The 22,200-nt window shown below is 39.5% G+C and carries 23 protein-coding genes; 9 read left to right on the forward strand and 14 right to left on the reverse strand.

From position 1 onward, the window contains the following. Window positions 1-25 precede the first annotated feature (25 nt). Window positions 26-406, forward strand: a complete 381-nt coding sequence (locus tag C7Y70_RS03745; RefSeq protein WP_099293551.1) for a VOC family protein — start codon at window positions 26-28, stop codon at window positions 404-406. A 112-nt stretch (window positions 407-518) separates the two neighbouring features. Further along, entirely contained in the window at window positions 519-755 is a 237-nt protein-coding gene (locus C7Y70_RS03750; protein ID WP_135473425.1) for a hypothetical protein, read from the forward strand. A gap of 59 nt (window positions 756-814) precedes the next feature. Here C7Y70_RS03750 and C7Y70_RS03755 read toward each other — a convergent pair whose 3' ends face one another. Next, complete coding sequence (locus C7Y70_RS03755) at window positions 815-1,693, reverse strand: LysR family transcriptional regulator (protein ID WP_099292972.1); 879 nt, start codon at window positions 1,691-1,693, stop codon at window positions 815-817. Window positions 1,694-1,791: 98 nt separating this feature from the next. Here C7Y70_RS03755 and C7Y70_RS03760 point away from each other — a divergent pair, with 98 nt between their 5' ends. Continuing rightward, window positions 1,792-3,363 carry an NADH-quinone oxidoreductase subunit L gene (locus tag C7Y70_RS03760; protein ID WP_135473426.1) on the forward strand — a complete coding sequence of 524 codons (1,572 nt, stop codon included), beginning with the start codon at window positions 1,792-1,794 and terminating at the stop codon, window positions 3,361-3,363. Continuing rightward, the gene (locus tag C7Y70_RS03765; protein ID WP_135473427.1) at window positions 3,360-5,780 is read left to right on the forward strand and encodes a DUF2309 domain-containing protein; all 2,421 of its coding nucleotides are present in this window, start codon (window positions 3,360-3,362) and stop codon (window positions 5,778-5,780) included. Before C7Y70_RS03760 ends, C7Y70_RS03765 begins: the two co-directional genes overlap by 4 nt. A gap of 522 nt (window positions 5,781-6,302) precedes the next feature. On the opposite strand, the gene C7Y70_RS03770 is transcribed toward C7Y70_RS03765, so the two are convergent. The 6 genes from C7Y70_RS03770 to C7Y70_RS03795 all read right to left on the reverse strand — a co-directional run bounded on the left by C7Y70_RS03770 (window position 6,303) and on the right by C7Y70_RS03795 (window position 11,250). Next, window positions 6,303-6,896, reverse strand: coding sequence for a DUF4202 domain-containing protein (locus C7Y70_RS03770; RefSeq protein WP_135473428.1), 594 nt, complete (start codon window positions 6,894-6,896; stop codon window positions 6,303-6,305). 56 nt (window positions 6,897-6,952) lie between these two features. Then, complete coding sequence (locus C7Y70_RS03775) at window positions 6,953-7,417, reverse strand: thioredoxin (protein WP_135473429.1); 465 nt, start codon at window positions 7,415-7,417, stop codon at window positions 6,953-6,955. 14 nt (window positions 7,418-7,431) lie between these two features. Then, window positions 7,432-9,093: a diguanylate cyclase gene (locus tag C7Y70_RS03780; RefSeq protein WP_135473430.1), complete on the reverse strand. Its 1,662-nt coding sequence runs from the start codon at window positions 9,091-9,093 to the stop codon at window positions 7,432-7,434. A 335-nt stretch (window positions 9,094-9,428) separates the two neighbouring features. Further along, window positions 9,429-10,256: an alpha/beta hydrolase-fold protein gene (locus tag C7Y70_RS03785; protein WP_135473431.1), complete on the reverse strand. Its 828-nt coding sequence runs from the start codon at window positions 10,254-10,256 to the stop codon at window positions 9,429-9,431. A gap of 34 nt (window positions 10,257-10,290) precedes the next feature. Then, a complete protein-coding gene (locus tag C7Y70_RS03790) occupies window positions 10,291-10,602 on the reverse strand; it encodes a hypothetical protein (RefSeq protein WP_135473432.1) in 312 nt (103 codons plus the stop codon). A 162-nt stretch (window positions 10,603-10,764) separates the two neighbouring features. Continuing rightward, complete coding sequence (locus tag C7Y70_RS03795; RefSeq protein ID WP_099292988.1) at window positions 10,765-11,250, reverse strand: VOC family protein; 486 nt, start codon at window positions 11,248-11,250, stop codon at window positions 10,765-10,767. Between the two features lie 120 nt (window positions 11,251-11,370). Between C7Y70_RS03795 and C7Y70_RS03800 the strand changes: the two genes are divergently transcribed. Then, complete coding sequence (locus C7Y70_RS03800; protein WP_135473433.1) at window positions 11,371-12,261, forward strand: LysR family transcriptional regulator; 891 nt, start codon at window positions 11,371-11,373, stop codon at window positions 12,259-12,261. 32 nt (window positions 12,262-12,293) lie between these two features. Here the strand turns inward: C7Y70_RS03800 and C7Y70_RS03805 are convergent, their stop codons facing one another. Next, the gene (locus C7Y70_RS03805) at window positions 12,294-12,713 is read right to left on the reverse strand and encodes a hypothetical protein (RefSeq protein WP_135473662.1); all 420 of its coding nucleotides are present in this window, start codon (window positions 12,711-12,713) and stop codon (window positions 12,294-12,296) included. 337 nt (window positions 12,714-13,050) lie between these two features. On the opposite strand from C7Y70_RS03805, the gene C7Y70_RS03810 reads away from it, so the two are divergent. Continuing rightward, complete coding sequence (locus C7Y70_RS03810) at window positions 13,051-13,896, forward strand: tetratricopeptide repeat protein (RefSeq protein WP_135473434.1); 846 nt, start codon at window positions 13,051-13,053, stop codon at window positions 13,894-13,896. A 232-nt stretch (window positions 13,897-14,128) separates the two neighbouring features. Here the strand turns inward: C7Y70_RS03810 and C7Y70_RS03815 are convergent, their stop codons facing one another. The 3 genes from C7Y70_RS03815 to C7Y70_RS03825 form a co-directional block, all read right to left on the reverse strand. Beyond that, a complete protein-coding gene (locus C7Y70_RS03815) occupies window positions 14,129-15,565 on the reverse strand; it encodes an MBL fold metallo-hydrolase (protein ID WP_135473435.1) in 1,437 nt (478 codons plus the stop codon). 110 nt (window positions 15,566-15,675) lie between these two features. Beyond that, window positions 15,676-16,770, reverse strand: coding sequence for a serine hydrolase domain-containing protein (locus tag C7Y70_RS03820; RefSeq protein ID WP_135473436.1), 1,095 nt, complete (start codon window positions 16,768-16,770; stop codon window positions 15,676-15,678). Between the two features lie 371 nt (window positions 16,771-17,141). After that, window positions 17,142-17,327 (reverse strand): hypothetical protein, encoded by a 186-nt coding sequence (locus C7Y70_RS03825; protein ID WP_135473437.1) that lies wholly within the window; start codon window positions 17,325-17,327, stop codon window positions 17,142-17,144. 753 nt (window positions 17,328-18,080) lie between these two features. On the opposite strand from C7Y70_RS03825, the gene C7Y70_RS03835 reads away from it, so the two are divergent. Then, entirely contained in the window at window positions 18,081-18,578 is a 498-nt protein-coding gene (locus C7Y70_RS03835) for a hypothetical protein (RefSeq protein ID WP_135473438.1), read from the forward strand. Window positions 18,579-18,594: 16 nt separating this feature from the next. Here the strand turns inward: C7Y70_RS03835 and C7Y70_RS03840 are convergent, their stop codons facing one another. Further along, the gene (locus C7Y70_RS03840) at window positions 18,595-19,800 is read right to left on the reverse strand and encodes an anhydro-N-acetylmuramic acid kinase (RefSeq protein ID WP_135473439.1); all 1,206 of its coding nucleotides are present in this window, start codon (window positions 19,798-19,800) and stop codon (window positions 18,595-18,597) included. A gap of 262 nt (window positions 19,801-20,062) precedes the next feature. After that, window positions 20,063-20,848, reverse strand: a complete 786-nt coding sequence (locus tag C7Y70_RS03845) for a DMT family transporter (protein ID WP_135473440.1) — start codon at window positions 20,846-20,848, stop codon at window positions 20,063-20,065. Between C7Y70_RS03845 and C7Y70_RS03850 the strand changes: the two genes are divergently transcribed. Together C7Y70_RS03850 and C7Y70_RS03855 are read left to right on the forward strand one after the other, a co-directional pair. Beyond that, window positions 20,822-21,010: a hypothetical protein gene (locus C7Y70_RS03850; RefSeq protein ID WP_135473441.1), complete on the forward strand. Its 189-nt coding sequence runs from the start codon at window positions 20,822-20,824 to the stop codon at window positions 21,008-21,010. The two genes, C7Y70_RS03845 and C7Y70_RS03850, sit on opposite strands and share 27 nt — an antisense overlap. Before the next feature lie 24 nt (window positions 21,011-21,034). Further along, window positions 21,035-21,547 carry a TetR/AcrR family transcriptional regulator gene (locus C7Y70_RS03855; protein ID WP_135473442.1) on the forward strand — a complete coding sequence of 171 codons (513 nt, stop codon included), beginning with the start codon at window positions 21,035-21,037 and terminating at the stop codon, window positions 21,545-21,547. A 193-nt stretch (window positions 21,548-21,740) separates the two neighbouring features. Here C7Y70_RS03855 and C7Y70_RS03860 read toward each other — a convergent pair whose 3' ends face one another. Then, complete coding sequence (locus tag C7Y70_RS03860) at window positions 21,741-22,160, reverse strand: hypothetical protein (protein ID WP_099293010.1); 420 nt, start codon at window positions 22,158-22,160, stop codon at window positions 21,741-21,743. Window positions 22,161-22,200: the final 40 nt, after the last annotated feature.

The raw sequence follows: 22,200 nt of genomic DNA on the forward strand, positions 1-22,200 counted from the left end.
ATAAATGAACATCAGTGAGCTGTATATGGAATTAATGAGCCAAGTTATCTATGTTGATGACGTTGAAGAAACTTTAGACTTTTATTACCAAGCATTTGGCTTTGTTACTTTTTCATTAAGTGAAAACGCTGAATATGGAGAGCTCTCTACTGGCAATATAAAAATAGCATTTGCCGCTCACCCCTACGCGCAAGCGCATTTTAAACAAGGGTATATTCGCGCACATCCAAAGCAACCAGCACTAGGCTTTGAACTAAGGTTTAGCTGTACAAACCTGATTGAAAGTTACGATAAAGCAGTACTTGCAGGTGCCGAGCCACTTTGTTCTCCAAGTTTTAGAGAAACGCAGCATTATGCGTATGTTAGGGCAATAGAGGGAACGTTAATTTGCCTATACCAAGCCTGAACTGTCACCCTTCATCGAAATACCATGAAAGCTTAACCAAGTAGACATATTAGAAACACCGTTTTGTCATTAACTTTAGTTAATTTATAGCCAACTAAATAAGGAGATGACAATGAACACATTACTACTGACTTTATTACTACTTAGCCCTGCTGACATCGCATTAGATAAACAGATAAAGCAACAAACCGCGCACACTTTAAAAGCAATGAACACAACTCACGAATTGCAACTAAAAGCCGAAATATCAGCGACGCTAAAAAATGCAGAGCCACTCTTTGCTATCAAGGTTAATAAACAAACCTTGGCAAAAGTACAAACAGAACAACAGCCGCTAACACAAGAGTAAGTGGCTGTTTAATTCTGTCACATCAAGCATGACACTATATGGATGAATCGCTTCGTTAATTAACCACTTTTGGCCAATAGCTTCGTTAAAATTTCGGGCACAAATTTTCGCTGAGCAGTAATTGCGTAAAACAGCTCATAAGCATCAGTTAGTCGCTGATACTGCGATAAAATTCCTTGCTCTATTTCATCTTTAATAACAACTGGCGGAAGTACCGAAAAAGCACCACTGTCGCGTACAAGTAGACGTAACATGGCCATATCATCTGCTTCGGCTTTAATTTCAGGCTTGTATTGCCACTGCGCACACAGTGCATTAAATGAATCTCTAATTGCTGATGTTTTACTAGGTAGTACCCATTGCGCATTTTCATAACCAACGGGAAAGTCATTCATTACTTTTTTATTAGCAGGTCCAACAATCGCTAATGGTTGGCGTGACACAAGTTGACTCTGCCACAGCTGATCGTAATGCTCTGTTCCAACGGGTTTGTTAGTTAACACAAGATCTAACTCATGCTCTGCTAAGCCATTCAATAAACCATCCATACGCCGTGCGGTGAGCGAAAAACTAATGTCAGGGTCATTCAACAATGGATTTATAAACTCTTCAATAAAGTTACGCGAAAGCGTATTGAGCACGCCAATCGACAAATGCTGCTTCTGCGCAATGACTCCCTTCGTTAAAAAAGAAGATAACTCTTCGCCTGTATTAAAGATATCGTTTGCGTATGTCAAAACACGCTTGCCCATGTCCGTTAAATTTAGGCTACGCCCTTTTCGCTCAAATAAACTGACATCCATAGTTTGCTCGAGCTGTTTTATTTGGCTGGATAAGGCTGATTGAGATACGTGTAGTTCTTTTGCAACGTGGGTTAAATTGCCCTGTAACGCTACGCGCCAGAAATAATATAAATGATGGTAATTAAGACGGCTCATATATAGTTAACTAAAACAGAACGATTGATTAGATTATATCTATTTTTCTTTGATTTACAACTTTGCCATACTGGCTCCATTATTAAAAGGAGTCGACAATGAATGAATTAATCATGTCATTATTGGTTTTAACAATCCCCGTTAGCCTAATGATGACAGCGTATAAAGTAGGCGTCAAAACTCAATCAAACGATGGGAAACATCTATTTTATTTGCTCATTGCCAATGCGGCTTTAGTAACAACTGTTGCTGTTGCGCACACTGTATTCTCATTTACCCCCCATTCATTTTTATCTTTATCGCCCACACGGCTTATTATGCTTGCGCTGATTGTGTTTATAGGGACAAGCTTGGTCAAATTCTGTCAAAATTACATGGCAGGAGAGCCCCGCATTAATTATTTTTGGCGCTGGCTACTCACCACATTGTCTGCAGTAACCTTGGTGGTGATCAGTAATCATTTAGTATTGCTTTGGCTCGGCTGGGTATGTATTAGCTTGGCATTGCATCAACTCCTTATGTTTTACCCAAACAGACCCCGTGCAGCCCTCGCGGCGCACAAAAAGTTCATTGTGGCTCGTGTAGCCGAAACCAGCTTACTGCTGGCCTTCGTTTTACTTTATAACGTTCATAACACGTGGTTTATTAGCGATTTGAGCCTTGCCTATACTAACAACAGCGGCCCGCTTAGCGTAAGTGAACAACTTGCAGGCGTGCTCATTGCGATTGCTGCACTAATAAAATGTGCTCAGTTGCCTCTGCATGGTTGGCTTATACAAGTGGTAGAAGCTCCAACGCCGGTGAGTGCATTACTGCACGCTGGGGTTATAAACCTTGGCGGTTTTTTACTGATTTTATTTGCCCCTTTGTTTATGCAAGCGACAGTCGCACAGTGGTTGGTATTAGTTGTTGCAGGTTTAACCACAGTTATCAGTGCGCTAGTAATGACAACACGAGTCAGTGTTAAAGTAAGGATGGCTTGGTCTACCAGCGCGCAAATGGGGTTAATGTTATTAGAATGCGCGCTAGGGCTATTTGAATTAGCCTTGCTCCACTTAGTCACCCACTCTATGTACAAGGCCTATGCTTTTTTAAACGCAGGCAATGCGATAAATGAAGATATAAAGCGCCGTCATGCTCCTGAACACGTACCCACTACTGCAAATTGGTTACTGGGTTTTAGTGTGTCTTCAGTGCTTGTTGGTTTAGCTTGGTATCTCAGCGGGTACAGTGGTGCTGTAAGTATTTGGTTATTATTAACGTGTGCTTTGACAATGCTCATCGCAACAAAACATGGCACTACAAATGGCTCAGTCATCATCTCCACGATTATGGCAGCTGTGATAGCAACACTTAGCTATATAAGTTTAAAAGCCATTTTCACTCTAGCTATCGGCACCACTGTTTGGCGAGAAGCTGCTTTCAGCTCAGCTGATAACTGGGCTACCCTGCTTATTGTTGTGTTAGTCGGGCTGAGCTATCTACTAAAAAATCAGAGTCAACATCCTAAAGTAAAAGCCCTCTCAGCCCTGTTATTTGCAGGGTTATATTTGGATGAATGGTTTACCCGCCTCACATTAAAAATTTGGCCTATTCGCTTGCCAGTTAATGCGCGCACAAATACTAAAAATCACACTAAAATAGTGACGATACTGGAGTCAAAATCATGAACGCAGCAATCGCACAATGCGAAAAAAATACGCTCAGCCCAAAACACAAAGACATATTAAACACAGTATGTGGCTATATTGCACCTAGTTGGCCGTTAGACCAAATGATTGCCGTAAACCCATTTTGGCAAATGCGTACTATGCCGATAGAGCACGTTGCTGCGCGCATTGGCACCCTTAGCAATGCCAAGCTACAAATGCCCAAAGCGTATTACCAAGCAAAATATAAACAGCATACTATTACCGATAAACATCTACAGGATGCCGCCTTTGTACTTGGCGTCGATATGACCATTGAGCAGCTCAAAGACTCTCTTAATATTGAATTGCCAGTTAAGCATTGGCATAACATTTCAGATTTGCTTGATACCCAACGAGACCCTCATAAAATGGCTTGGCATGATGAAATCATTCAGCAAATTAGTCAGTTTTGTGCAGCCCATTATCAGCAACTTGGCCCCATGCTGCATCGCAATAATGTGTCGCAGGTTGACGACCTTTACGCTCATTGGCTAAAAGTAATCAAAGCTGACAAGGGTGTGAGCATTATTATGGATGAAAAACACCTTAACCATTATTTTGCTAAGCTGCCAGACACAGCAGATGAATTAATTGCCATGGCGATTGATTGCTTGGGGATTAGCGAAGATATCTTAGAATATTATGCCCACTCACTGTTACTGGATATTAATGGATGGGCATCATGGCTTGCTTATCTTCGCTGGCAAGGAGATTTGTATCAACAGCCTCATGAGGAAATGCATCAGCTGCTTGCAATTCGCATGGCCTGGGACGTAGTTATTTGGCAATACGTTGAGCAACATGACTCCAAAAGCTTTCAATTACTGCGTTCACAATGGCAACACGAAAAAGCTGAACTATTTGAGCGTTTCAATAACCATAAAATAGCTCAACAACCAGGTTGGGTGTGGGCTAAGGCACACGAACTAAGTTATCAGCAAACGTTAAATGAAACTCTACTTAATGCAAGTAAAGCCACACCTGCCAAAGTGCAGCTTCAAGCCGTATTTTGTATCGATGTACGCTCCGAGGTCATGCGTCGTGCGCTAGAGTCGCAAAGTCAAACAATTGAAACCTTTGGCTTTGCCGGTTTTTTTGGCTTACCTATTGAGTATCAAGCTAATGCAAGCGCGCTAAAACGTCCGCAATTGCCCGGTTTATTAAAACCGATCATTCAAGTCAGCGAGCAAAAAGGCAGCCATAAAATAACGGCAGAGCGCAGCTTAACTGCCGCATGGCAAAATTGGTCTAAAGCCGCTCCGTCAGCGTTTTCGATGGTTGAATCAATGGGTTGGCTCTATGCACTCAAGCTTTTAAAAAATACCTTTTTAGCAAACAATACGTCAAACCACCACTGTCATGATACTCAATGGCAATTGAGCAAAGACAACATTCAGCTCAATACAGAGGACAAAACTGAGCTGGCTTACACCGTGCTTAATGCAATGGGACTTACTGAGTATGCAGAAAAAATACTATTGGTAGGACACGGCAGCCACAGTACCAATAACTTACATGCTGCTGGCCTTGATTGCGGCGCATGTGGCGGGCAGACCGGGGAAGTAAATGTGCGAGTATTAGCATCCTTACTTAATGAGCCTGATGTACGTAAGCAACTACAAAACCGTGGTATATCACTGCCTGATGATTGCCAATTTGTAGCCGCTTTGCACAATACTACAACTGATGAAATCACCCTTTTTGATTCATCACTCAATCCAACCATGTCGCAATGGCTGCGAACAGCCACTAAACAAGCTCAACAAGAGCGTTTGCAGCACATCGACCCACGTTTAGCGAATGCGTCACACAATCAAATTAATCACGCCTATCAAAAACGTGCTAATGATTGGTCACAAGTGCGCCCTGAATGGGGACTTGCAAATAACGCTGCATTTATTGTGGCACCGCGTAACTGGACCCGCGACGTTGACTTAAAAGGGCGCAGCTTTTTACATGATTACCAATGGCAACACGATACTGAGTTTGCTCTTTTAGAGTTAATTATGACAGCTCCGATGATTGTAACAAACTGGATCAACACCCAATACAATGCCTCCGTGACTGATAACTATAAGTACGGCAGTGGCAATAAAGTGCTACATAATGCGGTAGGGGGTAACATAGGCGTATTTGAGGGCAATGGTGGCGACTTACGTATAGGACTCGCTATGCAATCGCTTCACAATGGCAACCAATGGATGCACGAGCCCTTACGCCTGAGTGTATATATTGCCGCACCACGTGATGCAATCTTTGCGATATATCAAAAGCACAGCATGATTAAAAACCTCGTAGATAATGATTGGTTAACTCTACTGCGCTGGGGAGACAGCAATGAAATTGAACGCTTGTACAAAAACGCATGGCATAGCCAAATAGCCAAAGCCGAATAACCATGCACCTGTGTTAGCCCCGCAGGCTATAACGCAAGCGAAACAGACACTTTTGCTTCTCGTGGTTTAACAATTGGTGAGCAAGTAACCACTAAAACAGTGGAAAACGAGTGCTCAATTTAAAACCGGCACTGGATATTAACCTTGCCTAATGCTTTGGAAAAAGTGCTAAATCGAACCCAATTGCAGGCGCGATTTAATCATCATAAGCCGCTCATAAGACAGCTCATGCCAGACTTAAGGGCAATGAACAGCCCGCAAAGATAAGCTATGATTGTCAACACCGCGAAAGACTTAGCAAAGCGGCTCAACGCCAAATGCCCTGGTGTGATACAGCAAACTTTGTAATTTAAAAAGCCCCCACCGGGGCTAATATGCGCGCAATGTTCACTACCAACCAAACAAGTTAAAGAGTATATAAATCACAGTAAACACGCCGAAGGGGCCCCCCATGTATTGTCAACTTTGTAACCCTTAAAGTTATCCATTTACACTGATAATTTAGACTAAACGCTGGTTAATTTAGTTATCTGCCAGCGCTTTTTCAATCAATGGCACTAAAGGTGCTGGCAATGTAATGTTACCGGCTAGTACAAATTCATGTGCCTGTGGTGACATTTTTTGCCACGTGCGCTGTAAAATCCCGATCCACTTTTGCTCATCATAGTCAGGCTTGGTTGCTGCAAATGCCAACATGTAGTGCTCTATAAACACAAGACTTGCAATATCTTCAACCAGTTGGCTGTCTGGGTTGCGTTTTATTTGTTGCTTAGCCACTGCTGCATAAACACGGTCTTGCTGTTGCAGTGAGAAGCCCGCTTGCTGCATTATCTTAACAACCGTACTGGCATGAAAAGTATAAAGCGCACTGCGCCATTGGTGATAACCTTGCTTATTCATAGGATAATCACTGCGTGGCGATTTCCAGCGCTCAATATGCTGGGCACGCACTGCAACATGCATTAATTGATCGCTTCCTGGCGCAAAGCGATCTAGCATATTGGTCATATGCTCTGAATATAACCGCTCCTTTGGCCAAATCTCGTGTGCATACTGCTCTTTATTTGGATCGTGGCTATTTGCCTCATCAATTAACTGTATTACTTGCTTAAACATACTAACAATACCGCTCTCAATATTTATTTAACCTGATTTTAAATGGGTATATCCCATTATAGTGAGTTAAATTGACTCAGATCGCTGGCTAATGAGACCTTTGGTTTTTCAATCATGCGTGCAATCTCTTTTCCGTCATCCAGCACAATCATTGTTGGGGTATACTCTAAATTGTATTGCTGTGCAATTCCTTGCGGGTCACGCTTGTCGTATCCTACGCCTACCAAGGTTAAACTTTTAAGTGCCACCTCAGACTGCGCAATAAGCTTCAGTAATCGAGGTACTTCACGTTCGCTATCGTGGCACCAGGTTCCAAACAGAACCACAATATCTTTACCATCAAGCTGTTGAATTTTTGCAAGTTCATCATTAGAAGGAGTAAACACAGTAAACTCCTTATTAAACTTTGCATAATCAGCCAATAAACGTGTAGTTGAAATTTCGCCCACAAAAGGGCCTTTATCTGCCATGGCTAAAGGTGCAACGAACAGTGCAAGCACCAATAGAAATTGTTTAAACATTTTATGTTCCTTTATTATTGTTGTAATACGTTGTGCTCTGTACGATGCTGCTCTTTTTGCAGGTACATGCGCTTATCCGCTTGTGATAAACACTTCGAGGGCGTGTCTTGCTCAGCACTATTACAAATACCATAACTAATGCCTGCTTGCGCCCACTTTTCGTGAATTTTGTCAGGCAATATATCCAATAGCTTTTGCGTGCTCTCTAACTTACTCGTTAATTGCTCAAAGCGAAGTAAAGGTAGCAACATAACAAATTCATCGCCGCCTGTTCTAAAAATACTGCCATGAGCGGCAAATGTCTCTAGTAAATATTTAGCCACGAAAGTGATAAGCTTATCGCCTTCGCCATGACCTAGGTTGTCATTTATTTTTTTAAGACCATCAATATCTAAATAAACCACCACATAGTGTGGCCCTAATTTTGAGATCCCCTCATTCAATGCATAGCGATTGCCTAACTTTGTCAGTGGATCTAAGCGCGATAAGTAAAAGTTACGGTTATATTCTGATTGTTTTATCTTAAACCATTCAGTGAGAGAGAGCATAATACACATGCAATCAATGGCCAATGCAGACACAACTAACGACTCAGCATAGTCAAGCTCACCAAAAATGTCACTATGAGATAGCATGTAATAAATAAGCGACAACCCATAAAGCACGTTACCAAATAAAAAGTACTTCGCTCTAAAGTCTTTTAATTTGAGCATATAAACGCCAATAACAATCGTCACGCTTATCCAAAGCATTGCAAATATATGTGAAACAGCAAAAGCAAATGAGAAAGAAGTAAACGCAATCACACCTGCGGCGACTGCACTGGCAATAGTTAGCCAATGTAAAAACTTATACGTTTTGCGATGATTCTCCTTACATTCAAATAAATCAGACACAAACTGGGCGGCAAAAGCGACGGCTAATGGGAAAATATACATGCCTAAATAAACAGTATTGAAGGAGAGATTAAGCAAATCATCAATTAATCCTGATGCCACCGCCCATCCAATCCCATGAAAGCCTAAGTAGCCAGCACACGTTATCGCAATACGATTACGGGTACCAAAGTAAATAAATGATGTTAATAAAGCTAAAAGTAACATGGCAAAAATAGCCGCAACCGACAATACATTATTAACAGTTTGAAAACGGTAAAACGATTCACTATTTAATAATTTAATAGACACAGGGGATGGGTATTTTTGTGCTGAAATAACCACCCAAAGCTCCCCTTTTTCACCTTTATTCATAGAAAGGCTAAATGCTTGAAAGTGCAGTAATTGCGGTGTTTTATTATCTGCTAACTGAGAAAATTCTTGTGTAATAACGATTGAATCGATGGGGTTAAAATAATAGCCAAGTCCTTGGTCAATAAAATTAGTTTTGGGCACTATAAACCATCGCTCGGTGCTGTTAGCAACGACAGTTAACTTGGTAACAAAACGCCCAGACTTACCAATAATTGAATCAACAGCTTGCTGTTTATTGTACCAATCATCTATCGCATCAATATTATGTGGGTCAAACTTATCAGGCAGCCGTTTCCACAAATTATTGTCATTAATGACTAACGCAGTATCGCTATTAAGAGTAACTGTTTCAGCGCATACTCGGAGGGGAAAAATAACAACAAATAGAAAAACGACACTAAAAATAATGTTTATTGTTGTTCTCAAAATAACTCCATCCAAAAGGCATGATTTTAATATCGTGCAAAGCGATGCATTAGCACTGATCAAGTGGATAAGATACGCCAATACGTTACCTATATCCAAGCCATCTCACGATACGATTGTCAGTTGGAATTAAAAGGGATAGCCAATGCGGCAAAATAACGCCTTAATATTAAATCCCTGTGAAACGCCAAAATTTGCATCATGAGTTGTTTTAGGTACATATTAACTTATTCAACATAAGTACTGCTAATATTAATATAGTATTAAACTTGCATAAGTACCTAAATGACTTGAAATAAAATACGTTGGATTGCGCGTAATCAAATTTTGTATTATTACTTTTTAAATATCCAATACAGGCCTTGAGTAGCGGTAGTAGGAAACGCTGTTTCATGACTTGCACCTGGAGTAACGTTAAGTCTTACCTGAATATGTGGCAATAGCGGATCAGATAATTTCAACCCTAACTGTTTGGCGCCTAAAACCATATCGTGATCTGGCGAGTCAAATTCAGGCGTTTCATACTCTCCCACACCAATGTACACTTTATGAGAGCGCAGGCTTGGCGTAATTTTAACATTCAATATATCGTTATTTTTGTACCAAGTTGAAGGACTGCCCAACACATAATTATCAAACATAGTTGGATCAGTAAAAAGAATATACGCCCCAAATAACCCACCAAGAGAATTACCAACAAAAGTACGCGAACCACTCACTCTGTAGTGCTTGTTAAGATAGCCAAAAACAGATTTTTTAATGAACTGAGCATGCGCTTGGGCTTTACCTGTTTCTAGTTTCCAATTAAGGGCTACCTGATGAGTATAGTCGCGCACTCGGCTTGATGGACCTCGTGATCCTTTTGAATATGAAATACCCACAATTATGGCTTCGTCCATTTTTGCACTGTTCATCGCAAAGCGGGTAGCGCCAGACACAACTTGAAAGCTGTACATCGCATCCGTTAAATAAATAACTGGATAAGCTTTATTACTGTTTGCTGCATAAGACCGCGGTAATTTAACGAAAAGACGATAAATACGGCCAGAAAGAGGGTCTTTAATTTCGACGATATTACTGCGGGGGATTTCAAATTTATTCTCTGCAGTAGTAGCAAACGTACACAGTAAAAAAACAATGATAAAAATAGGCTTCACAGGCATATAATTCTTTAATTATAAAAGTTCTGCTAGTCTATTAAGTCAGTTTCAAATAAACAATACCTATAACCAATACAGCAACGATATAAAACAAAAATTGTCTGCCGGCACGGTGGTGCTTTAATGCATTTTCACGCACTGTAGTATCGGTTACCTGTTTTAGCAACTTATTGCCCTTGGCTGAAACAAACACTATCGGGACTTTAAGAAAACGAGGAGCACCTAGCTGCTGCCATATCTGCGGCTCACGAGTTTTAACTGATTGATAATAAGTATATTCAGCCATCACTGAGCGTAACATAAGGGCTGCCCAAACCGTTACTAACGTAACTAAAATTACCACTTCCAAAGCCTGTACTCCTTAAGATTACAACTAGATGAAAATGCCACATAACAAGTATTAATAAACTTAACACATCCTAAAGAGCCCCGCTATGTAACACTCTAAAAATAACTAACGACCTCTCTTTACGTACAAAAAGAGCGACTCAATTGTCGCTCTAAGGATTACTTAATCATAGTCTGAAGAGTACGTTTCTTCATAGGTATGAGAATAAAGTTCAAATAGGTTGCCGAATGGGTCTTCTAGATACACCATTTTTGCAGGTCTATTGTCATCTTCAGGGTGATATCGCATGACATCCATTCTAACTTTGCCACCAAACTCCTCTGTCTTTTTCATTACACCTTCAAAATCGTCAGTTTGTAAGCAAAAATGAAAAATCCCCAACCGTGAAAAGTCAACATGATGGCGTTGATCTCGCTCTTTCATTTCAAACAACTCAACGCCGATACCATCTGTTGTTACTAAGTGTGCAATGTTAAACCCTTTAAAACCTTCACCAAAAACAGCAATGCACATTCTGCCAATGGCGGTTTCTCTTTCTTCTTGCACCTTGGTATTATTCATGATTATGCGTAAACCAAGCACCTCAGTGTAAAACTCAACCGCCTTGTCCATATCACCAACCATTAGGCCTACATGATTCATTTTCATCGCTTTCTCCTACAAAAGTTTGCTTAACTATTAAATCAGTAACACCAGTGTAGAGCAGAAGATTGATTAAATTAAATTATCAAATATAATCACTTTAATAACTTAAGATTATGGTGAAACATGCTAAACCCTATTTGGTTAAATACGTTTGTAACCTTAATTAACACTGGGCACTTTACTAAAACAGCTGAAAAGCTATTTATGACTCAACCAGGTGTGAGCCAACAGGTAAGTAAGCTTGAGCAAGCATGTGGCTTTACACTGATAAAAAGAGATAAAAAAAGTTTCGATTTAACTGAGCAAGGTCGCCTAGTTTATGATTATGCTACCACCTTGAAAAAGAACGAGCAGACACTCCTTGAGGCATTAGCATTTGATAACCCACATGCTGGAAACTGCACCATTGCCTGTTCAGGCTCAATGGCGCTTTTACTGTATCCTGCTTTGTTAGATTTACAAATGAGTCATCCTTCACTTATTATCAAACTAACTGCAGCGCCTAATCACCAAATTTTAAATGACATTCAAAAAAGTAACATAGAATTGGGCATTGTCACCGACGTACCCAATATGCGTGAGTTTGATATAAATAAGCTCGCAAATGAAGAGCTATGTTTAGTGCTACCTAAAAATATCGCACCAACTGGCACATTAGCAGAAACACTTATAAATCAAGGCTTAGTCGATCATCCAGATGCCAAGCATTACCTATCGATGTACTTCGAGCAATGCCAAGAACCTAGCCTAAAAAAATTAGTTCCCACAGACATTCCCGTTGTCAGCTACATTAATCAGCTCAGTCAAATTCTTTCACCTGTCGCTAAAGGCTTAGGTTTTACTGTATTACCAAAAAACGCGCTTGAGAATTTTGCTCAAAAAGAACTGCTCACCGTTATTAAACCGCCAACCCCGGTTATTGAAACGCTTTATACCGTGAAAAAGAAAAACAGAACGTTGCCTGAACGCTATAAAGCGCTCATAAACGTGATACATAAACTAACGGGTGATTAGCGTATAAAAAGGTGTCGCTTAAAAGTAAGAGTTTAAAGGTTTGTCCACTGTTGTTTTAAGCCAATTAAATGAACTACGCCCAAACTTAGGCATATTAGCGAACTCCAAACCCAAAAATCAGGCGAGCGCCCTAATGGGTTATTAATGAATAAGAACCCGGCAACGCCTCGTGCTAAATAAACAAATGTAATAAGCATCAAAACTGGGCGCACAAATGGCAATTTAAATATAAGTCCAGCGGCAGAAAAAGCAAACAACGACCATGTTAAGAGCACTAATGCTATTGCAGATGTTATTAATGTAGGCTCAATGCTACCCTGCTCTGCACGTATTGCCATATATTCGCCAGCACCAAAAAAACGATACCAAGTAGCACCAAAGTAAATACAACCCAAATGTAACACAGCAGCAAGTGCACTTAATGCGCCCGCAATAATCAGCCAAATATTCATATATACTTCCATGCCAGCAGTTAACTTTTCTGACTTCATTACACATAACTTCATAAACAAAATCAACACACTAATTGGACTGGAGGTTATTCAAGTGAATAAACTCCCGATATTTAAAAAAACTAAACTTACTAAAGATGCTCTTTAGCTTAAAAGACATTCATGTTCGAAATAAGTCAAATCAGCACTATTTATGATCTGTTTTGTCATTCTTAAACATAATGACTTATATTATTCAGTAAAATAGTCTATCTTATTGAAAGATAAATTTAGGAAATAAATTACCAGCAAAATGTTCTCAAAAGTTGTAATAATTTGCCTTACATTAAGTTCATTTTTGTCATTTGCCTTAGCGAGCGAACTTAAAACCGATACCTGTAAGAAAAATTTATCACAGTGTATTGCTGATCTATCAGCCACTTTAACGCACACGCCTGCTGCGACACACCTTTGGTTCCATCAAAAACTCACATTAATGGATTTGCTATTTAAAGCCCAAGAATATAACCGTTTACATAAAGAAGTAGACGACTTGCTGACTCTGCCTTCATTGCCTAAGCGGGTTGAAATACACAGTTATATGTACAAAGTAAAACTTGCAAGCCAAGATGAAGAGGCAGATTTAAGTGAATATATTGAAAGTGTCGATGCCGCATTTTCAAACATGGCACAATGGGATGCGCAAAGTATTATTGATTACGCCACCTTTCAACTGTATACCGGTGATTATAAAAAAGGCTCATCACTGCTGTTAGAGCTGGAAACCAAGTTTAACAATCACCCTAATAGCCATATAAAAAAACAAATTTATACAATATTAGGTTACCTAGCCCATAAACAAAATGATTTAGACGCTACACTCACTTATTTACAAATAGCATTAGAAAATGCAAAAAAAGATGATGATATTCATTACTTAGTTATGGCGCATTATAATATAGCGCGCGCACTGCATTTTATGGGTCGTTTAGATGAAGCATTACCGTTATTTCAAGATGTCATCTTACAAGCAAAAGCGATAAATGAAGCGTCATACCAAAGCTTAACAAATTTACGTATTGCTCAAATCGCTATAAAGAAAAAGCTGCCCGACACAGCCAAATCAGCAATCGTTAATATTGAGACCAAACACCTACTGACCCATGATCTCGCCCTTTACAATAAACTGAAACTACAGCTCTAAACTATGTAGCTTAATCGGCATTTCAACTTTTTAAAAGCTGTAAGGTAATTCATTTGCTGCTCCAGCAAACAATGGTCAACCCATGTAAGCTGATGCTTTTTGGAACCAAAAAACAACTCTACAACTTCAACGCACTCATGAGCGTACGGTGCTCGCTTGCAAAAAAATGAGTAAAGCTAAAATGAACAAGCTGTTAGGAACCCTAATTAATCAATATGTAGGGTATCTTGCGTCACATAGTATTGGCTTGATAAGACTGATTAACAACCTCTGGCAATATGTTATTATTTCGGTGAAACCCTACTATGCGATTTACTTTTAATTGCTCACTTCTCACAAACTCTATAAATCGCTTACTATAACTGGGCAGTATTTTAGCGATGGTATTATCGAAAGCGACTTCCAAAAAGTCAGTTTGAAATATAATCCCATCTTGCTCAAAAAAGGCAAAACTTTGACGCTTTGACCGTGTATTTTCTAAAACGTAAAAACGTACACCATCAATAACTTGTTCATTGGAGAGCGTTTTAAAATTGAATTTTTTTATTACCTTAGAAAAACGGGGAAAGGCTTTTATAGCATTAACAGTATAGGCGTCCGCATAAATTACCGCGCCCTGCTCTACATAAGGTAATAAACCTGAAATATGGTCACTGTAGGGGTGAGTAACATAGACCGCTGTAATGTTTTTAGCTGGAAAACGCTGTTTAATAGCATCGATTACGTGTTTCGATGATTTAGTATTTCTTGACACACCGAACACTGTAATATCGTTATTATTTATTTTCAATAGGGTGTTTCTAGTTGCTAAATCATCGGTGACTAAGTAGAGATCATTGGCTATCGCTTTAACCGTGAGGTCTAACTTTTTGCTTGAAGCAGCTTTAAAGTAGCCAGCGGGTAGCATTAACTTTTCTGTATCTATTTGATCTATTTCTTCAAATTTTTCAATTCGAGTAATAAAACTAGGATTGACGTCCCCATTATATTTTTTGATGAGCGAATGAGCAAAATAGAAACCATTGTTATATCTGTAGTCGTCATAAAGATAAATGCGCTTTCTACTTTTATTGGTGATTGACACTAAACGCAAAGGCTCAATATTAAATACATATTCCATTGTGCTCTTTTCAGATGGGCGGTGAATTAACGTCACTGTATTGGCCTTATCATCCTGATGATATGCTATTTTCTCATCAGTATTCACTTCATTTATTAACGGCCTAACTGCCATAAAATCTAAATTCATTAACGTGAGATTCTTATACCGTATAAAGCTATTCACGCTTTGTTCAATTGCACTTTTACCTAAAGAAATCCCATTGCGTTCGTAACGTAAGCTTTCTTCATCATTTTGAAAGTGCACTTCATCAAAATACTGGCCTCCAGTAAAATTATGAACAACATTTTGATAGTAATGCTGTTTTTTAGTATCAATCTCGGTGATTTTAAAAGCTTTATAGCGTGTAGGCGCTTGAAAATCCCATGACTGATAAGGATCACTTCGTCCTAAATAACTATGAGTTAATGAAAAGGTTTCAATAGAAGATGTACTTTGATAGTGAGTCTTAATTAAGCTGATAAATGATTTAGCCTCATTGGCATAGGTACTGAAAGTAAAGCAGCTAAGAGCCACTACCAAAAGAAGTGCTTTAAAATAAACCCTCAAAATAAATTCCTTTTTATAGATTAAGTGAGATACCCCACCAAACTTCCTGATAAAAATAGTAAATGCATTAAGCGGTTTATTCGCTAAATGCTTATATTTTAATTACGACTCTACTTAACAGTAGAGAGAATAAGGCTATCAATTTCATTATTTACAGCACCAATGCTGCTGTTATTTAATATCACATAGCCAAAGTTTAAGTCGGTGACAGAGCGTGATAGCGAAACCCAACCCCGATTAAACCCAGCAAAGCCGAGACTATTGTTTTCTGCGTCCACGACATAGCTCATACTCCAACGTCCATTAGTATTCGGAGCTGGCTTTATCATCTGATCAATAAGCCTTTCTGACAACAATGTTAAACCGTTATAATGACCCTCTTTGTTGCGTAATACAGCCATATTAAAGCGTGCTAAATCTATGGGGGTAGTTTGTAAACCTGCCGCAGCTTTTTCGTTGAAGTACACCATACCCGTTATTCTGCCAGTATTATCATAAGGTGTTGCCGACTTATTCATTACCTTTTCAGTAATAATAAAAGTAGAATCCTGCATATTTAGTGGGCCGAATACATATTTCTGCATGTAGTCATCAAATGTCATGCCGGATACATCTTCAATTAGCAGCTGCACCACTGAATACCCACCACCAGAATAAGACCACTTTGTATCTGGCGCATGAATAAGTTCAACGGGTCCAGCATTATTGTTATCACCTTTTAGTGAATCAACAATAGAGGATAACTTTTCACGAGAGTCCCACCCTGAATAGGGTCCCAGCGACAAACCTGAAGTGTGAGATAGGATATTTCTTAACGTTACTTTTTGTACGTCAAACTCAGCGTTAGGAATCTGCCAGCGTTTAAGATATTGATTAATTGGCGCATCTAAATCGACTTTATCTTGGGCGACTAACTGCATTGCCCCCCACGCAGTCACCAACTTAGAAATCGAACCTACATTAAACATTGTACGTTGAGTTATTTGTGTTTTCGTTGCTACATCTGCAAAACCATAGGAGCGAAACCCAACGAGTCCATTACCATTTACAAGCGCAATTGCAACACCCGGTGCTTTGTGTTTATCTAAAATTTTGGGAACGGCATCGTCCAAACGCGCTGTAAGCTCAGACACGTCAGTAATTTCTTCGGCAGTAACAAACTTGGCTAAAACAAGCGCCGATATTACTAAAATAGATTTAATCATAACTTTCCTTGTGGTTAAAACCCTTACAAAAAATGCTTAGGTTGTTGAATAGTATATTTACCTTGAATTTCATTATTAACTTTTTGGTTTAGGTTAAAATCTTTACCTAAAGAATCACAACAAATTGATTCTGTTGCAGTACAGCGTACTTATGTCGTTATGCCCCACTAAACGCAAGCAACTGTAGAATAAGATGGATAGTCGATGGGTGTAAAAGATTGAATGGTTATAAGGCTCTGGTTTTACCACTGTCTTGTTTACTCACGAACAATGTAATTAAAAAACCATCTAATTATCTAAGGTATAGCCGAGCAAACGTAAATCACTCACACAAAAGGAAAAATTTTACCCCATTCATTTATTGACAGTCTCTAGCTAGCCATTTTAGATAAAAATATAAAAAAGCCACCAATCAAAGTTAGAGCAACGATCACTAATATAGTGAGTGTTTTTGACTGTAACATTGATTCAATCAAACCTACTTCTGTTTGCATCTTTATTAATTCCTTTGGATCTACGCCATCTCTTGGCCTTGACTTATTTGTACCTGATTTCATTGGCAACTTTGCGTAAACGCTTTTTAATTAATAGCTGATCACAATAAACAGAAAAAAAGCTACCAACCAAGAAAGAGGCTAGCAGTAGCACCCAATATAGCGGCGACTGAACTCCTGAAGCCAAAAGAAACAAATTAAACGGTATAACAAAAAACAAAAATCCTAATACTTTTATAAACTCTCTGAACAGTTGACTATTAGAGTTTGCTTCACCGATATATGATTGAAGTGTTTGTTCTGGCGTATCACACAAATTAGGAAATGTCTTTTTTAACTATTTTGAATAATTCAATTTTCTATCCTTAACTAATTAGTAAACCTAACAAACTTGTAGCTTAACTCGTCTTAACTTTATTTCTATTGATACATCAAAAATAGCCGAGTTCCTATTTCGGGTCAATTGTTCAATTTAATTTTACGAAAAATATAACAAGAGGATATGCTGTTTTTTAGAGGGGGCTTCTAATGGTTGAGTGACGTGTTTTGATGACAAGGCCCATAGTTAGTTAAAAACTACATAAAAATTACTCTGCAACAAAAGCTTACTATAGCAGCCTTGTAATAAACCGTTTCATGTTTTGGAACAGAAAAACAAAATTTCATGTTTTGGTCGATAAACTATGCCGATTTATTCAACAGTCATAATTCTGTAATCTAACTAAAGGATAATTTCTATTCAATTTAAATAATACCAATCCGCAATAATACTTAATTAAGCGAATTGGTATAACGACTAAAAGACGACTGAATTAAATGAACACCGCTCATGTGAGATTGAACTTCGCATTACAATCTCTTGAAGATCCATTGTCGGCTGCAATGGCCCACACATCTGAATTCGATAGCTTGCACCTAGTTGCTAATGATCAGCACGAGATAAACCTTGTCTGCGCTTTACCAGATGACGCCCATGAGAATGATATTATTTCAGTTAATGTCACCCATTTGCTTGCAAGAAATGCCCGTTACACAGCAGCGCACACCGTTACTCAACAAGACCTTGAAGCTGGTGAAGTCAATTTAGTGTTATCTAAAATAGATGTGCCTGAAGGCAGCAATGAGTTTGTGATGCAGTTAATGCTGCATGGTTTACATGCAACATTGAAAGACAGTGCCCAGTTTGATGTTGTGATCACCCCGCACGAAAAAGGCTATGTTGAGCAGCTACCTGCGACAGCTAACACACCTAAAAACCACTCGATTCGCCATTTTTTTGCTAGTTGTAGCAGTGCGTTATTATCTATTTTTTAGCACTGGTAAACGAGGACTAATCAGCAAAACTAACTTTGCCCATTGTCACATTGGGAATACCTTGTGCTGTATTACCAAAACGCATCTGCCCCCCGCTGAGACATTCATTCGCTAAAATGGCAAACAAAACGGCTTCTTTCGCGTCAGGGTTAATACCCAGTGCTTGCGTATTTTGAATCGCCGTTAACTGAGGGCATAAAGATAGAATATGTTCCATCAACAATGGGTTGTGAACCCCACCTCCACTGGCATATACACTCACACTATCTAGAGCTGCACTACTACGGTTAATTGCATCGGCAATTACCTGCGCTGAAAAGCGTGTTAAAGTGGCCATTACATCGCTGTGTTTCAGCTCTGTTGTATTAGATAAGGCCTGTGCACGTGCTAAATATTGCATGTTGAAAACTTCAGGGCCGGTTGTTTTTGGAAAAGGCTGTTTAAAAAACGGGTCATCACACAGCGCATTTAATAAAGCTTGGTTTATCTGTCCTTGGCGCGCTATTTTACTGTCAACATCGTAGCTCAATGGCTTAAAATACTGCTGAATATATGCATCCATAATGGTATTCCCAGGGCCTATATCTGAGCTAAATACGGCACGTGCATCTGCGGATTTCGGAAGATAGGTTAAATTAGCAATGCCTCCCATATTAAGCAAAATGCGATTTTCATCACGGCTGGTAAAAAACAAGTAATCACCATAAACAGCAAGCGGAGCACCCTCTCCCCCTGCAGCAATATGTTTTTGACGAAAATCCCCCACAGTGGTGATACCTGTAGTGACTGCTATATGATCGCTATCCCCGATTTGTAGCGTGCCATGACCAAAACTGTCTTGCCCATGTTGGCTTTTAGGACAGTGATAAATTGTTTGACCATGACTGGCGATCACATCGATAGAATCAGCTGCCACGTCCCATTTTGAAAGGCACTGGTTTACCATAGTGCCATGTAACTGGCCAATCCATGGGTGCAATAAAGTTACCTGCTCTAGATCGCATTCACGTTTGGCAAATACCGTTTTAATTTTTTGTTTATAGTCGTCATCATAAGGCACTGTATCAAACGCTAACAATGCTATATTAGTGTTCATACCATGGTTTGAAATTTTGCACAGTGCCACGTCAAGGCCATCCAACGAAGTGCCACTCATTAGGCCAATAATAAGCTTATGCGATTTATTCGCGCTTTCATAAAGCTTAGCAATGTGTGGGTGCATGTCGGTTACCTTTTAATAATTGAATAAACTTACCGAACGTCATACTAATAGTAAAAATAATTACTGCAATAAATAAAATTGCTTAAAAGGGATACCTATCATTGTTATTCTAGTGTTTTAGCCTAAGCTAGCATTAGGTCGAGTTTTTTCCACGATACCAAACGTAAAATAGTTTGTAACAATGGCAGTATTCACATGACCCCCTTTAAAGCGCACACTGCCCTGTGCGCTTTTAATTATAGTTGCCGATTGCACGCCCTAATTACTTGGTAAGACTACAAGGATGTATTGTTGTGACTTTTTTATCCTTTATCTTCACCAGCGTTAAGTAAACACCCACTGCACTTATACCCAGACCTAAAATAGCAGGTACAGTGATTGCTTCGCCAAACATAATCCAAGCCCATAGTGTTGTTACGGGTGGCGTTAAATAAATAAGACTCGACACCCGCGTTGCAGAACTTTTGGATAAGATCTGCCAATAAAGTCCGTAAGCGCCAAGAGTAGAAAATAGTACGAACCAAGCAACTGCATAAGCAAAGTTAAGGCTAATTTCGGGTACTATACCGCCATTAAAGTAGGCAAGTGGCATAAACAACACACTGGTGATTAAGCACTGTATAGTAAGCGATGGCAATAATGTCACTTTACTCGGTCTCGCCTTCGCTACAAAGGTTGCAACAACAATGCATACCATACTAAGTAAGGCCAAAGCGTAAGCAAGTAACGGCGAATCATTTAACCCACCTACTACAGTAACTGCGACACCAATAAACCCTAAGCATAAACCTACCCACTGTTTAAAAACAACCTTCTCAGACAACACAATACCAGCGAGAGCAGCGGTGACGATAGGCTGTAAAGAGGCAATTAACGCTGCGGTTCCTGGAGAAACGCCCATATCAATTGCTGCGATGATTGTTGCTAGATAACCAAACATAGCAAAGCCACCAATTACACATTGCTGTATTAAATCCCGTGTAGTTAGTTTTGCTAAACCTTTAATGTAAAGGGGAGCAAAATGACGGAGGTGATTAAAAACCGCCAAAACAAAACGGTAAAAATGGAACCAGTATTAGACGCCAACGTCCCTCCGATAAAGCCAGAACTCCATGCGACGACTAAGCCTATTTCTAATACCGGTATTGATTTCAACTTATTAAACACATTCACCCCAAAAGTAAAACGATCACTCTACTTGCAATGGTAGAGTGATCGTTTTACCATGTCAACTATGAACAAGACTCAAGAAAAGATAGCCAGCGCTTTAGAAACTGCTTTCGCCCAACATGGCTTTGCAGAACAAGGTGTTGATGCGTTAAAAGAAGCCACAGGGGTAAGCTTAAGAACCCTGTATAAATACTGTCCCTCAAAAGAAGCGATGATAGTCACTGCACTTGAGTACCGTCACACTCGGTATTTAAGCACTATTTTCAACTCATTAAATGACAGTGATATCCCGATAGCTGAGCACGTATTTAGTCAAATAGAATTCTGGATGAACAAATACGCCCCAAGCGGCTGCCTATTCCACAATGCAGTAGCAGCCTACCCAAACAGTGAAGCTTTATCAGAGCTATTAACTCGCCATAAATTTGAAGTGGCCAATAGGTTAGCGAATGCTCTAGATCTTAAAGGTTATGAAGATGAGCTATTACTAATACATGAAGGGTTGATGCAAAGCTGGCCTTTACTTGGGAAAAAATCACTCATAATTGCACAGAAATTGGCAAGTGAGTGCCGATAAAGGCGGGCTCTTTCGGTAGAACGGTATGCGTGGGAATTTACCCCACGACTCGTTTTGATTATAAGTATATTGGCGGCCTATCACCTATGCAGATCTAAAGCCTGTTAATGGCCAAGACTTCGCTCGTGTTTAACACTGTTCTGGGTGTTACCAACATAAAAGCACATAAATTAATGATGATTTTTTAACTTTTCTACTCGATATCATTACTACTGTAAACGCTTAAGATTGGATAGTCAGCCTCACCAAACGACACCGTAAATGAACGTCTTTCACCTCGGTCTAACTTAACTCCTTCAGTCATAGATACAGGAGCTTTGCGCTGGCCATCAGCAAACAGTGCCATAAGGTGTGAACCTTCGAGTATTCGAGATCCAGAAGCGTCATTACGTACCGTAACAACCGCTACGCGATGACCTTGCTCACTACTCATAAGCACGGTGTTGAGCAGCGTAAAATCACTGTTTTTTGGTCTAGTATGCGCATCATTCTCGAATGCGAATTGCACGCCTTGCAGTGCAACTTGGTCAACAGATAACACCTGATTATTTGCATTAACACTGAACCCTGCAAACAGCAAAGCAACACAAGGGAGTAATAAGTTTTTATTCATGCTATTCCTTATAAATAAGTAACTCAAATATCAATTACTG

It is taken from the genome of Pseudoalteromonas sp. KS88, assembly GCF_004766475.1.
Taxonomy (GTDB): Bacteria; Pseudomonadota; Gammaproteobacteria; order Enterobacterales; family Alteromonadaceae; genus Pseudoalteromonas.